Here is a 12,757-nt window from a genome sequence, read left to right on the forward strand (position 1 = left end):
GTCGGCAGCGCTCGCTAGGTTGAACCTCATGCCGCGCGTCGTCTACAACACCGCAACCACCCTCAACGGGTTCCTCGCCGACGACGAGAACTCCCTGTCGTGGCTCTTCGTCGTGCCAGGTGCCGATGAGGCGGAGTCCGACTTCTCCGGATTTCTCGCCGGGATCGGTGCCCTGGTGATGGGCTCGACGACGTATGAGTGGATCCTTGATCATGAGAATCTGCTCGAGCATCCCGAGAAGTGGTTCTACGGAGACAGCGTCAGCTTCGTGCTGTCCTCTCGCGCCTTACCGGAGGTCGACGGGGCCGATATCCGCTTCCGAAACGGCGACGTCGCCGCGCTGTGGAACGAAGTCCGCGAGGCCGCGAAGGACCGCGACATCTGGCTCGTGGGCGGCGGCGATCTCGTCGGTCAGTTCGCCGACTCCGGGCATCTCGACGAGATCCGGGTCTCGGTGGCGCCGGTCACACTGATGGCGGGCAAACCGCTGCTCCCCCGGCGTATCGAGTCGGACCGGTTGCGGCTCGAGTCCGTGCGACAGTCGGGGCAATTCGCCGAGCTGGTGTACTCGGTCCGGTCAGCGGACTGACGGCTCGATGGCGGCGAAGTCGGGGTATTTGGCCACGCGGCCGTCGCCCGACGAGGTGCCGGTGAGTCTGCGCTGCACCCATGGGCCGAGGTGTTCCCGGTAATAAGAGGACCCCCGCATGCGCGCGGCCGCGGGCAGCGGCGGCAGCGACCACCATTGCGCGGGCGGCTCCATGCCGAGCGCGGTCAGCACGCGTGCGGCGACACGGTGATGGCCGCGCGAGTTCATATGAAGGCGGTCTTCTGACCAGTAGGCCGGTGAGGAGAGTTCCCGGTCGGGCCAGTTGAACGCCCGAACGATGTCCGCGCGGTCCGCGATGCGGGCGCTCACCGCGTGCGAGAGCAGGTCGCCGCGGCGCTGGATGAGTCGGCTCAGCGGCAATTGCGCCGACGGGTTCGCGCCGGAGAGCAGGATCAGTCGAACGCCCTCCTCGTCGCAGCGCTCGATCACGCGGCTGAAGGCGTCGACGACGTGCGTGATGGAGGTCCGTGGCCGGATCATGTCATTTCCGCCGCCGTTGAAGGACAGGTGGGTCGGCCGCAGCGCGAGCGCCGGCTCGAGCTGCTCCTGGACGATCGGCCACGCCAGCTTGCCGCGGATCGCGAGGTTGGCGTACTCGATGGGGCGTGCTGTCGCGTCCGCCCAGCCCGCGGCGACCAGGTCCGCCCAGCCCCGTACGTGGCCGTCCGGGAGTTCGTCGCCGACTCCCTCGGTGAAGGAATCGCCAATGGCCACGTAGCGGACGGCTGTCACTCCCCCAGCCTATGCGCGGCATCCGCGCGCCGGGTGGGGAGCGGGGCCCACCGTGAACTCACCGATCGTCGAGTGCCAGCCCGCGTCGGTCGAGGAGCCCCCACGCGGCTCCTGCCGCGACCGCGAAGAACGCTGCGAAAACGACGAACAGAAGGGGTGCTCCGCCCGATGCAAGCAGAAGCGGCACGCTGAGCGGAGCGATGATGGACGCGATGCGGCCCACGCCGGCGGCCCACCCTGAACCCGTCGCGCGCAGCGACGTCGGGTACATCTCCGGGGTCACCGCATACAGGGCACCCCAGGCGCCGAGGTTGAAAAACGACAGCGCCATCCCCGTCGCGATGACCATGGTCTCCCCCGACGCCGTGCCGAACAGAACCGCCGACGCCGCCGATCCGAGCAGGAAGACGGACAGCGTCAGGCGCCGTCCCCACACTTCGATGAGCCACGCGGCCACCGCGTATCCGGGCAGCTGCGCCAGCGTGATGATCAGTGTGAACCCGAAGGATCGCACGAGGTCGTATCCCTGCGAGACGAGGATCGACGGAATCCAGATGAACGCCCCGTAGTACGAGAAGTTGACGCAGAACCACACGAGCCACAGACACGCCGTCCGTACCCGGAACTCACGCGACCACAGCGCGGACAGACGCTCTCGCGACGACAGCGCGGCGGGCGCCGGCTCGTCCGGCTGCACGTCACCGACGGCGGGCGACGGGGCCCCGGCGGCCTGCTCGAACGAACGGACGACGGCATCCGCCTCGGCGTGCCGGCCGCGGCGCGCAAGCCAACGCGCAGACTCGGGCAGACCCCATCGGACGATGAGCGCGTACGCAGCCGGGAGCGCGCCGAGCGCGAACGCCCAGCGCCAGCCGTCGTCCGAACCGGGGATCACGAGGAAGCCGATGAGTGCCGCTGCTGTCCAGCCGACTGCCCAGAATGCTTCGAGGATCACGATCAGCCGACCGCGGATCCGGGCGGGAGCGAACTCGCTGACGTAGGTGGAGGCGACCGGAAGCTCTGCCCCGAGCCCGAGGCCGACCAGGAATCGCAGGACGAGCAACGCCGCGAGCCCACTCACCAGTGCGCTCGCGCCGGTGGCGATCCCGTAGACGAGCAGCGTGACGGCGAACACCTGGCGGCGCCCGAAGCGATCCGCGAGCAGACCGCCGAGGCTGGCACCGATCGCCATGCCGACGAACCCGATGGAGGCGATCCACGCGGTCTCACTCGGCGCCAGATTCCACTGCACGGCCAGGGCCGCGATGACGAACGAGATGAGGCCGACATCCATCGCATCCAACGCCCAGCCGATTCCCGAACCGGTCAGGACGCGCAGGTGCCGCCGGGTGAAGGGCAGCCTGTCGAGGCGTTCCGAGAGCGGGAGGGGCCGGGCGGGAGCATCGGTCATGCTGTCATGCTATGGCTCGCGTCAGCAAGCCGGGGTGCGGGGCGGATGCTGCCGCCTTCCGGTCGCTCCTCAGGAGAGCAGATCGCGGACGAGCGGCTGAACGCGTGTGCCGAAGAGCTCGATCGAGCGCATCATGTTCTCGTGCGAGAGCGTCCCGGTGGAGAACTTCATGTCGAACCGCGTGCTCCCGAGGGCGCGCACCGTGTCGGCGATCTTCCGCGCCACGGTCTCTGGCGATCCCACGTACAGGGCCCCCTCCGGACCGACGTCGTGCTGGAAGCGCATGCGACTGTAGGGCGGCCAGCCGCGTTCCTTGCCGATGGTGTTGTTCATCGACTCGAACCCCTCGTAGGCCTCTTCCCACGCCTGCTGGTCGGTCTCGGCGATGTGGCCCGGTGAGTGCACGCCGATCGGCATCCGCTCGCGCCCGAACGAGTCCAGCGAGCGGTGGTACAAGTCCACGAACGGGCGGAACCGCGCTGCGGGACCCCCGATGATCGCCAGCATCAGGCCGTAGCCGTAGCGTGCGGCGCGGACGACGGACTCCGGTGTGCCACCCACACCCACCCACGCCTTGAGGCCGTTCTCGGTCTTCGGAAAGACGTCCGCGTCGGTGAGCGAGGCCCGGGTCGAACCCTGCCAGGTCACCGGCTTCTCGGTGAGAAGCTGCGAGAAGAGGTCGAGCTTCTCATCGAACAGCGCCTCGTAGTCACGCAGGTCGTACCCGAACAGCGGGAAGGACTCGATGAACGATCCGCGTCCCAGGATCACCTCGGCGCGGCCGCGCGAGACGGCGTCGAGGGTCGCGAAGCGCTCGTAGACCCGCACCGGATCGTCCGAGGACAGGACGGTCACCGCGGTGCCCAGGTGGATGTTCGTGGTGCGAGCGGCAGCAGCGGCGAGGACGATCTCGGGGCTCGAGATCGCGAACTCGGGTCGGTGGTGCTCCCCCACGCCGAAGAAGGCGAGACCGACCTCGTCGGCCAGTACCGCCTGATCCACGACATTGCGGATCGTCTCCGCGCCACTGAGGAACTCCCCGGACGCATCCCGCGTCACGTCCCCGAAGGTGTCCAGCCCCAAGTCGAGTTCGGTCGGTGCGACAGCAGCCATCCCAGCACTTCCTTTCTATGCGCATGCATATGAACCCGTTGCCGCTCTCGCGCATTCCCGTGCCACGCGGATGCCGGCAAGCGTAGGGTGTGCGCGTGAGCATCTTCGCGGATCGCGTGGATGCCGGACGGCAGCTCGCGGCGGCGCTCGAGACGGTGTCCGATCCGCGTGCGATCGTGTTCGGCATTCCGCGGGGCGGCGTCGTGGTGGCGGCCGAGGTGGCGCGTGCACGGGGCCTTCCGCTCGCCGCCGCGGTCGTCCGCAAGCTGGGTGCTCCTGCTCATGAGGAGTACGCCATGGGCGCGATTGCGGAGGGCGTGAAGATCGTCAATACCGACGCCGTGCGCCAGGGGGGTGTGACGCCGGAGCAGTTGGCCACGGTCGAAGAGTCAGAGCGCGTCGAGCTCGATCGCCGAACCCGATTGTTCGCGGCATCCACCCCCTCAGTGAGCGGGAGGACGGCGATCGTGGTGGATGACGGTGTCGCCACCGGGGCCACCGCGATGGCAGCGTGCACGGCGCTTCGCGCACACGGCGCCGCTCGGATCGTCTTGGCGGTGCCGGTCGCCCCCGCGAAATGGCTGCCCGACGCCGACGTGGTCGACGACTTCATCTGCCTGCGTCGAGTCCGGGACTTCTGGGCCGTGGGGCAGTTCTACGCCGACTTCACGCAGACCAGCGACGGGGAGGTCGCGCGACTTCTGTCGCGAGACCTCCCCGTCGGGGAATGATCGGTCAGCCGGCGAGAGCCGAGCGAAGGGTGTCCAACCCGACGCCTCCCAGGTCCAGAGCACGCTTGTGGAACGTCTTGATGTCGAAGGCGTCCCCTTCCGCCGCCTTCGCATCGTCGCGGATCTGCTCCCAGATGCGCTGGCCGACTTTGTAAGAGGGCGCCTGGCCGGGCCAGCCGAGATACCGGTTGACCTCGAACTGCACGAACTCGTCCGACATGTTGACGTTGCGGCGCATGAACGCCAGCGCGTAGTCCGCATCCCACGTGCCCTGGCCGTCCGGGCGGGGCTTTTCGAGGTGGACGCCGATGTCCAGAACCACTCGCGCCGCCCGCATACGCTGGCCGTCCAGCATCCCGAGTCGATCGGCGGGGTCCTCCAGGTAGCCGAGCTGTTCCATCAGTCGCTCGGCGTAGAGCGCCCACCCTTCAGCGTGGCCGGATGTGCCGGCCAGCAGGCGCCGCCACGAGTTCAGCTGCGAACGGTTGTACACCGCTTGCGCGATCTGCAGGTGGTGTCCGGGGACGCCCTCGTGGTACACGGTGGTCAGCTCACGCCAGGTGTCGAATTCCTCCACCCCTTCCGGCACGGACCACCACATGCGACCCGGACGCGAGAAGTCATCGGTCGGCCCGGTGTAGTAGATCCCACCCTCTTTCGTGGGCGCGATCATGCACTCCAGCCGGCGGATCGGCTCGGGGATGTCGAAGTGGGTCCTGCCCAGCTCGGCGATGGCCCGATCGCTGGTGGCCTGCATCCAGCGCTGGAGTTCCTCCGTGCCGTGCAGCTTGTGCGAGGGGTCCTTCTCGAGGAAGGCGACGGCCTCCTCGACGGAGGCGCCGGCCAGGATCTGGTCGGCGATCGACTCCTGCTCGGCGACCATCCTCGCGAGCTCCTCGACGCCCCAGTCGTAGGTCTCGTCGAGGTCGATCGTCGCGCCGAGGAACCTCCGCGACTGAAGGGCGTACAGATCGCGTCCGACGGCGTCCTTCCCCTCTGCGACGGGTGCGAGCTCGGAGCCGAGGAACTGCGCGAGCGCGTCGTATGCGACGCGTGCCGCGTTCGCGTTGTCGGAGAGCTCACGGGAGAGGGATGCGGGCAGCTGACCCTCCACCGGTGCGGCCTCGCCGGCGAACGTGGCGAAGAATCCCCCGTCGTTCGTGTAGCGGGCGATCTGCGTGACGACTTCGATGACCTGACGACGGGCGGGCACGACTCCCTGGGCGATCCCTTCGCGCAGCGTGGTGATGTAGCCCTCGATCGCTCCGGGCAGGGCCTTCAGCCGGGTGGAGACCACGGACCAGTCATCGGCGGTGTCGGTCGGCATCAGGTCGAACACTGCGCGGATGTCCTGCACCGGAGAGGCGATCACGTTGAGGTCGCGGAGATTCCACTTCGCTTCGTGCAGGTCGAGTTCGAGGCGGAGCTCCCGGCTGAGGTCCTCCTTCGTGACGACGTCGATGGCGTCCACCGCTGTGGCGGCCTCGAGCGCGCTGATGGTCTGGCGTCCCGCGGCGACGAGCCTCTCCGTCCCCTCGGGCGTGTAGTCGCCGTACCGGTCGTTGTATTCGGAGCGGCCGATGTAGGTCGCGAGTGTCGGCATCTGCTCGGCGAGAGTGTCGACCCAGGCGTCGGCGATCGTATCGATCTGCGTGGGCGTGCGTGGTGCATCAGTCATGTCATCGAGCCTAGGCAAGGACCGACAGGCCACCAAGCGGGCTAGTGACCCGCTTCGTTCCAGTCCGCTCCTCGGCCGATCTGGACATCGAGCGGCACAGTGAGGCTGGCGGCGTCTCCCATCCGGTCGCGGACGATCCGCTCCGCGGCGTCCCACTCCCCCGGGGCGACCTCGATGACCAGTTCGTCGTGGATCTGCATGAGAACCCGAGAGCGCAGCTGCGCGGCGGCGAACTCGTCGTGGATGTGAAACAGCGCGATCTTCATGATGTCCGCCGCGCTGCCCTGGATCGGAGCGTTGAGTGCCGCCCGTTCGGCGTTCTCGCGGAGCACGCGGTTGGGGCTTCCCAGGTCCGGGAACGGGCGCCGTCGACCGAAGATCGTTTCGGTGTAGCCGTCGATCTTCGCCTGCTCCACCGACGAGCGAAGGTAATCGCGCACCGCGCCGAACCGGTTGAAGTACTCCATCATGAGCTGCTTGGCCTCGGTCTGCTCGATGCGCAACTGCTTGGAGAGTCCGAACGCCGACAGGCCGTAGACGAGGCCGTACGACATGGCCTTCACCTTCGTGCGCATCGCAGGTGTCACATCCTCGGGGGTGACCCCGAAGACCCGGGCGCCGACGAACCGGTGCAGGTCCTCGCCGGAGTTGAACGCTTCCACCAGCCCCGGGTCCTCCGACAGGTGCGCCATGATCCGCATCTCGATCTGGGAGTAGTCCGCAGTCAGCAGCGTCTCGTAGTCCTCACCGACTTCGAAGGCTGCCCGGATGCGGCGGCTCTCCTCCGTGCGGACCGGGATGTTCTGCAGGTTCGGGTCGGTGCTGGACAGGCGTCCGGTCTGGCTGCCCGTCTGCACATAGGTGGTCCGGACGCGGTGATCAGCCCCGATGGCGGTGTCCAGCGACTCGATGATCTGTCGCAGTTTCGTGGCTTCGCGATGCTGCAGCAGCAGATCCAGGAAGGGATGGGGGTTGGACTCCTGCAGGTCGGCGAGCACCGCGGCATCCGTCGAATAGCCCGTCTTCGTCTTGCGCGTCTTGGGCAGCTGCAGTTCCTCGAACAGGACCTCCTGCAGCTGCTTGGGTGAGCCGAGGTTGACCTCCCGGCCGATCGCCGCGTACGCGTCCAGCGCGATGGCGTCGGCGCGCCGGGTCAGATCGGCGGAGAAGCCCGAGAGCTTCGCGTGCGAGACCGCCACCCCCGCCAGCTCCATGTCGGCGAGCGTCAGCAGCGTCGGCAGTTCGATGTCCGCGAGAACGGTCAGAACGCTGGGCGGAAGCTCCGCGCGCAAGGCGGCGGCGACACGCAGCGTGAACCAGGACAGCTGACCGGGGGTCGCTCCCTCCGTCTCGGGAACGAGCTGGGTGGGGTCGGCTTCGGGCAGCTTCTCGCCCAGATAGCGGTCCACCAGGTCGGAGAGCGTCTTGTCGGGGAAGCTGGGGCGCAGCAGCCAGCCCGCGATGGACGTGTCGAAGGCGAGGCCGCCCACGCGGATGCCGGCGCGTCGCAGCGCCTTCACCTGCGGCTTGGCGTCGCTGAAGACCTTGGGTGAGTCCGCCGACAGCCAGGGCGTGAGCTGTGCGGCCACCTCGGGCGTCCAGTCGGCTTCGACGACCGCCTCGGCCGTCGCCAGCCCCACCCGGCGCGGCAGCCCGCCCTCCAAGACGAGAGTCACCCCGACTTCGCCGGCCGCGTCAGAGGCCCACGTCGCGAGATCCGGTGCAGCCAGCTGGGCAGGGGTGGGCATGATGACCGCGGCGGGGGCCGTGGCGGTGCTCGTGGCCTCATCGATCCCGGCGGCGTCGAAGACGCGGGGAAGGAGCGTGCGGAACTCGAGGCGGGCGAAGATGTCGCGAACGGCCTGGGCGTCCATCGGCCGTGCAGCGAGCTCGGCGGGCGTCACGGGAAGCTCGACGTCGCGCAGCAGTCGATTGAGCCGGCGGTTGCGACGCACGTCCTCGATGTGCTCGCGGAGGTTGTTGCCGACGACACCGGTGACTTTGTCGGCGTTCTCGAGGAGGGCGTCGAGCGAGCCGAACTGACCGATCCACTTCACCGCGGTCTTCTCGCCGACCTTGGGCACGCCGGGCAGGTTGTCGCTGGTCTCGCCGACCAGTGCCGCGATGTCGGGGTATTGCTCGGGCCGAACGCCGTAACGCTCGATCACGGCTGCAGTGTCGTACCGCTTCAGCTGGGATACGCCCTGGACATTCGGGTAGAGCAGCGTGATGTCGTCGTTGACGAGCTGGATGGTGTCGCGGTCGCCCGAGCACACCAGGACGTCGTAGCCCAGCTCAGCGCCCTGGGTCGCGAGCGTCGCCAGGATGTCGTCGGCCTCGAAGTCCTCTTTCTGCAGCACCGTGATGCTCATGGCGGCCAGGCAGTCCTGCAGGAGCGGGATCTGTCCCTTGAACTCGCTGGGCGTCTCGGAGCGGTTCGCCTTGTACTCGGGGTACTCGCGGGAGCGGAAAGACTGCCGGGAGGTATCGAACGCGACCGCCAGATGGGTGGGCCGCTCGGCCTTGATCAGGTTGATCAGCATCGCCAGGAACCCGTAGATCCCGTTGGTGTGCTGGCCGTCCTTGGTCGTGAAATTGTCCACGGGGAGTGCGAAGAACGCCCGATATGCCAGCGAATGGCCGTCCACGATGAGGAAGGTAGGCTTTGCGGAGTCCGTCACCCTGACAGCCTAGTCAGGGCGGATGACAGCAATCCGACGAGGGCCCGAAGGCGAGCGATGACCCCCCAGCCACCCACAGACGTGAACGGTTCGGCGCGGGTCGCCCAGCGCGGAATGGGAGCTCTGGCCGAGAAGATGGGGATGCAGTTCCTCGAGTTCTCCGTCGACCGCTGCGTCGCGACATTGCCGGTGGAGGGCAACACGCAGCCCGTCGGGCTCATGCACGGTGGCGCGTACGTCGTGCTGGCGGAGTCACTCGGATCGATGGCTGCGAACCTCCACGCGGGACCCGGGCGACTGGCGCTCGGCGTCGACATCAACGCGACCCACACGCGCTCGGCGACGTCCGGGCTCGTGACCGGCGTGTGCACGCCCGTCCACCTCGGACGCAGTCTCACCGTGCACGAGATCGCGGTCAGCGACGATCAGGGCAGACGACTGTCGACGGTCCGGATCACCAACATGATCAAGAGCGCTCCGACGGTCTGAGAGGCGTCGGCCGCTCGGCCCGTCAGCCCTTCTTGGGGGCCAGCTGCTCGATGATCGCCTTCGCGACGTCCTGCATCGTGAGGCGGCGATCCATCGACGCCTTCTGGATCCAGCGGAACGCCTCGGGCTCGGACAAGCCCATCTTCTCGTTCAGCAGGCCCTTGGCGCGGTCGACGAGCTTGCGGGTCTCGAAGCGCTCGACCATGTCGGCCACTTCGGCCTCGAGCGTGATGATCTGCTCGTAGCGCGCGAGGGCGATCTCAATCGCGGGCAGCAGGTCGTTCGGCGTGAACGGCTTGACCACGTATGCGAGAGCGCCGGCTTCGCTCGCGCGTTCGACGAGCTCTTTCTGGCTGAACGCGGTCAGGAGCACGACGGGCGCGATGTGGTTCTTGCTCAGCCTCTCGGCAGCGGAGATGCCATCGAGGTGCGGCATCTTCACGTCCATGATGACCAGGTCGGGCCGCAGTTCGGTGGCCAGCTGAACCGCGGTCTCGCCGTCGCCCGCCTCGCCGACGACGTCGAAGCCGTTGTCCCGGAGGATCTCGACGATGTCGAGCCGAATCAACGACTCGTCCTCCGCAACGACCACTCGTCGGGGCGTGGATGCCGGAGAACCGGTCGCCTGCTCTTCGTCAGTCACCATTGAATCCTACGGTATCGTCGTTCGCGGACGTGCCGGAGCCGGTGTGGCGGAATGGCAGACGCGGAGCACTCAAAATGCTTTGCCTGAAAGGGCGTGTGGGTTCGAGTCCCACCACCGGTACGTTGAGATGTTCACGTTCTTCGCGAGATGCATGCATCACGCCGAGGATCTTCTGTCGAATGCGACACGGCCTGAAGGAAGATCGGTCACCAGGGAAGATCCCCGGCGGCGCCGCGGTTGGGCCCAGGTATGAGAGCGATCGTCTACACGAAGCCTGGTAGCGCGTCCGTCCTGCAGCTGACCGAACGAGAGCTGCCGCAGCCCGATCGCGGGGAGGTGCGGGTCCGGATCGTGGTGTCCGGCGTGAATCCGACCGACTGGAAGTCCCGCAGCGGTGGCGGCAGCGCCGCCGGTCCCGGCACGGAGTTCGTGCCGAACCAGGACGGCGCCGGTGTGGTGGATGCTGTCGGCGACGACGTCAGTCAGCTATCGGTCGGCGACCGCGTCTGGCTTGCACTCTCGGCGTGGCAGCGCCCCACCGGCGGCACCGCCCAGGAGTACACCGTGCTTCCGGTCGAGCGGGTCTTCCCGCTCCCCGACGTGGCCGACTTCGATCTCGGCGCCTCCCTCGGTGTGCCCGCCCTCACCGCGCACCGCGCGCTCACCGTCGCCGAAGACGGCCCGAGCCGACTGGCGCCGGGCGTCCTCGCGGGACGGAGCGTGCTCGTCGCCGGGGGCGCTGGTGCGGTCGGGCATGCCGCCATCCAGCTCGCTCGCTGGGCCGGCGCGACCGTGATCGCCACCGTGTCCAACGAGGAGAAGGCAGAACTGGCGGCCGCCGCGGGCGCACTGCATGTCGTGCACTACACCGCCCCGGATGCCGCGCAGCGGATCCGCGCGATCGCCCCCGATGGCGTGGATCAGATCGTCGAGGTCAGCGTGGGCGGCAACAACGCGCTGAATCTCGCCGTCGCCCGGTCTCGGACGACGATCGCCTCGTATGCGAACGATCGTGCGGAAGGTTTCCCGCTGGATGTGGGGGCGGCAATGCGACTGAACCTGCGGTACCAGTTCGTGTTGCTCTACACCGTGGGCGCGGACGCCCTCCGTCAGGGTGCCGAAGACGTGAACGCGGCGATCCGCGACGGCGCGCTGCCGATCGGCGTCGAGGCCGGACTACCGGTGCACCGGTTCGCGCTCGAGCAGACCGCCGACGCCCATCGCGCTGTCGAGCAGGGCGCCGTCGGCAAGGTGCTCATCGACGTGACGGCACCGTAGCGCCGCAGCGGTTCGCACCCCGCGTCTCGAGCGCCCATGGTCGGGTTGAGCCCGTCGTCGTCCGTTGGGTCACGCGTCGCCGGCGTCGACTTCCAGGCCGCTGCGATAGACCAGGAGTCCCTCGATGCCGCGCAGGAAGGTCGCGCAAATCGGCTGCGGGTCGGTCAGAGAGCCGGCGGTCATCGCGCCATCCCGCAGCATCACGAAATGCCGAGCTGCGGGTTCTGCGTCGATCTTCCCGGTCTGAGCGAAGAGCTCGACCATCGTCGCGAGGAACCACTCCCGATGCTCGAGGACGGCACGGTGGACCGGGTGGTCGGGGTCGGGGTATTCGGCCGCGGCGTTGAGGAAGGCGCACCCGCGGAAGCCCGCGCTCTGGATGTCGTCGGCGATGGCCTGGGCGACGGTGCGGATGATGTCGTCGGGGTCCGCACGGGAGGTTCGCGCGGCGTTCGTCCGGACACGGATCGCCTCGCCGACTTGCGTGAGGTAGGCGACGAGCAGGTCGTCCTTGCTCGGGAAGTGCCGATAGAGCGTGGCGCGGGTGACCTGTGCTTCGGCGATGACGCGATCTATCCCGACGGCGCGGAGCCCCTCGGTGTAGAAGAGCCGGCTGGCGGTGTCGAGCAGTCGTGTTCGTGCCTCAGACCACTATCGTGCTCGTGCACGGCGCCTTCGCCGACGCAAGTGGCTGGGGCGGGGTGATCACCACGCTCGAGAAGGACGGCTACCCGGTTCTCGCCGTCGCCAATCCGCTCCGCGGCTTGGCGTCCGACGCGGCCTACGTCCGCAGCATCGTCGACTCGATCGACGGCGACGTGGTCCTCGTCGGCCACTCATACGGCGGCGGGGTCATCACGATCGCCGCCGTCGGTGCAGGCAACGTCAACGCCCTGGTCTACACGGCGGCTTTTGCGCCAGCCGAGGGTGAGACCCTCGGCGAATTCAACGATCCGGCGCAGTACCCCGGGGCCGGTTTGTCGCCCGACTCCCTGGTCCTTCGCCCCTTCCCCGGCGGCGTCGACGCGACTCTCGATCCCGCGCAGTTCCCCGAGATCTTCGCCGCGGACCTGCCCGAGCGAGAGGCAGACATCATGGCAGCGACCCAGCGTCCGGCCAACGTGGCGGTCCTCCAGGAGGCGTCGGGCGAGCCGGCGTGGAAGACGATCCCCAGCTGGTACCAAGTCTCCAACGATGACAAAGCCCTCTCCCCGGTGGCACAGCGCTTCATGGCCCAGAGGATGGGTGCGCAGACCACCGCGATCAACGCGTCGCACGCCGGGTACGTCTCGCACCCGGCCGAGACCGCGAAGCTGATCGAGACGGCCGCCCGCGCGACCGGCTGACCACCCTGTTCACGCACCGGGCAGGCGGGCTACAGCGGTTCG

At 68.2% G+C, this 12,757-nt stretch carries 12 protein-coding genes, 1 tRNA gene and 1 pseudogene; 6 read left to right on the forward strand and 8 right to left on the reverse strand.

Annotation, left to right across the window (positions count from 1 at the left end; translation table 11 throughout):
* Positions 1-28: 28 nt before the first annotated feature.
* Positions 29-589 carry a dihydrofolate reductase family protein gene (locus tag ABD655_RS08640; RefSeq protein WP_344713224.1) on the forward strand — a complete coding sequence of 187 codons (561 nt, stop codon included), beginning with the start codon at positions 29-31 and terminating at the stop codon, positions 587-589.
* Here the strand turns inward: ABD655_RS08640 and ABD655_RS08645 are convergent.
* From ABD655_RS08645 to ABD655_RS08655, 3 genes are all read right to left on the reverse strand, one after another.
* Positions 578-1,342 (reverse strand): SGNH/GDSL hydrolase family protein, encoded by a 765-nt coding sequence (locus tag ABD655_RS08645; protein WP_344713226.1) that lies wholly within the window; start codon positions 1,340-1,342, stop codon positions 578-580. The genes ABD655_RS08640 and ABD655_RS08645 overlap by 12 nt on opposite strands.
* Positions 1,343-1,400: 58 nt before the next feature.
* Positions 1,401-2,753, reverse strand: coding sequence for an MFS transporter (locus ABD655_RS08650; RefSeq protein ID WP_344713228.1), 1,353 nt, complete (start codon positions 2,751-2,753; stop codon positions 1,401-1,403).
* 69 nt (positions 2,754-2,822) lie between these two features.
* Positions 2,823-3,866, reverse strand: coding sequence for an LLM class flavin-dependent oxidoreductase (locus ABD655_RS08655; RefSeq protein ID WP_344713230.1), 1,044 nt, complete (start codon positions 3,864-3,866; stop codon positions 2,823-2,825).
* 95 nt (positions 3,867-3,961) lie between these two features.
* On the opposite strand from ABD655_RS08655, the gene ABD655_RS08660 reads away from it, so the two are divergent.
* Positions 3,962-4,597: a phosphoribosyltransferase gene (locus ABD655_RS08660; RefSeq protein WP_344713232.1), complete on the forward strand. Its 636-nt coding sequence runs from the start codon at positions 3,962-3,964 to the stop codon at positions 4,595-4,597.
* A gap of 4 nt (positions 4,598-4,601) precedes the next feature.
* Here ABD655_RS08660 and ABD655_RS08665 read toward each other — a convergent pair whose 3' ends face one another.
* A complete protein-coding gene (locus ABD655_RS08665; protein WP_344713234.1) occupies positions 4,602-6,275 on the reverse strand; it encodes a DUF885 domain-containing protein in 1,674 nt (557 codons plus the stop codon).
* 41 nt (positions 6,276-6,316) lie between these two features.
* Entirely contained in the window at positions 6,317-8,956 is a 2,640-nt protein-coding gene (gene polA / locus ABD655_RS08670; protein ID WP_344713236.1) for a DNA polymerase I, read from the reverse strand.
* Positions 8,957-9,013: 57 nt separating this feature from the next.
* On the opposite strand from polA, the gene ABD655_RS08675 reads away from it, so the two are divergent.
* The gene (locus tag ABD655_RS08675; protein WP_344713238.1) at positions 9,014-9,445 is read left to right on the forward strand and encodes a PaaI family thioesterase; all 432 of its coding nucleotides are present in this window, start codon (positions 9,014-9,016) and stop codon (positions 9,443-9,445) included.
* Between the two features lie 22 nt (positions 9,446-9,467).
* On the opposite strand, the gene ABD655_RS08680 is transcribed toward ABD655_RS08675, so the two are convergent.
* On the reverse strand, positions 9,468-10,091 hold the full coding sequence (locus ABD655_RS08680) for an ANTAR domain-containing response regulator (protein ID WP_378721452.1): 624 nt from the start codon (positions 10,089-10,091) through the stop codon (positions 9,468-9,470).
* 37 nt (positions 10,092-10,128) lie between these two features.
* Between ABD655_RS08680 and ABD655_RS08685 the strand changes: the two genes are divergently transcribed.
* Positions 10,129-10,211: transfer RNA gene (locus tag ABD655_RS08685), tRNA-Leu, on the forward strand.
* A gap of 129 nt (positions 10,212-10,340) precedes the next feature.
* A complete protein-coding gene (locus ABD655_RS08690; protein ID WP_344713242.1) occupies positions 10,341-11,369 on the forward strand; it encodes an NADPH:quinone reductase in 1,029 nt (342 codons plus the stop codon).
* Between the two features lie 69 nt (positions 11,370-11,438).
* Here the strand turns inward: ABD655_RS08690 and ABD655_RS08695 are convergent, their stop codons facing one another.
* Positions 11,439-11,633 (reverse strand): hypothetical protein, encoded by a 195-nt coding sequence (locus ABD655_RS08695; protein WP_344713244.1) that lies wholly within the window; start codon positions 11,631-11,633, stop codon positions 11,439-11,441.
* 240 nt (positions 11,634-11,873) lie between these two features.
* Positions 11,874-11,999 (reverse strand): annotated as a pseudogene (locus tag ABD655_RS16955) (helix-turn-helix domain-containing protein); the annotation flags it as partial.
* Between the two features lie 8 nt (positions 12,000-12,007).
* On the opposite strand from ABD655_RS16955, the gene ABD655_RS08700 reads away from it, so the two are divergent.
* Positions 12,008-12,715, forward strand: coding sequence for an alpha/beta hydrolase (locus ABD655_RS08700; RefSeq protein ID WP_344713246.1), 708 nt, complete (start codon positions 12,008-12,010; stop codon positions 12,713-12,715).
* Positions 12,716-12,757 lie beyond the last annotated feature (42 nt).

It is taken from the genome of Microbacterium terregens (genome assembly GCF_039534975.1).
GTDB classification, from domain to species: Bacteria; Actinomycetota; Actinomycetes; order Actinomycetales; family Microbacteriaceae; genus Microbacterium; species Microbacterium terregens.

What these genes read in the sequence shown, in the direction of transcription:
- ABD655_RS08640 (WP_344713224.1), top strand. Translation starts at nt 29, where the DNA reads ATGCCGCGCGTCGTCTACAACACCGCAACCACCCTCAACGGGTTCCTC.
- ABD655_RS08695 (WP_344713244.1), bottom strand. Translation starts at nt 11,633, where the DNA reads ATGGTCGAGCTCTTCGCTCAGACCGGGAAGATCGACGCAGAACCCGCA.
- ABD655_RS08690 (WP_344713242.1), top strand. Translation starts at nt 10,341, where the DNA reads ATGAGAGCGATCGTCTACACGAAGCCTGGTAGCGCGTCCGTCCTGCAG.
- ABD655_RS08650 (WP_344713228.1), bottom strand. Translation starts at nt 2,753, where the DNA reads ATGACCGATGCTCCCGCCCGGCCCCTCCCGCTCTCGGAACGCCTCGAC.
- ABD655_RS08655 (WP_344713230.1), bottom strand. Translation starts at nt 3,866, where the DNA reads ATGGCTGCTGTCGCACCGACCGAACTCGACTTGGGGCTGGACACCTTC.
- ABD655_RS08680 (WP_378721452.1), bottom strand. Translation starts at nt 10,091, where the DNA reads ATGGTGACTGACGAAGAGCAGGCGACCGGTTCTCCGGCATCCACGCCC.
- ABD655_RS08675 (WP_344713238.1), top strand. Translation starts at nt 9,014, where the DNA reads ATGACCCCCCAGCCACCCACAGACGTGAACGGTTCGGCGCGGGTCGCC.
- ABD655_RS08665 (WP_344713234.1), bottom strand. Translation starts at nt 6,275, where the DNA reads ATGACTGATGCACCACGCACGCCCACGCAGATCGATACGATCGCCGAC.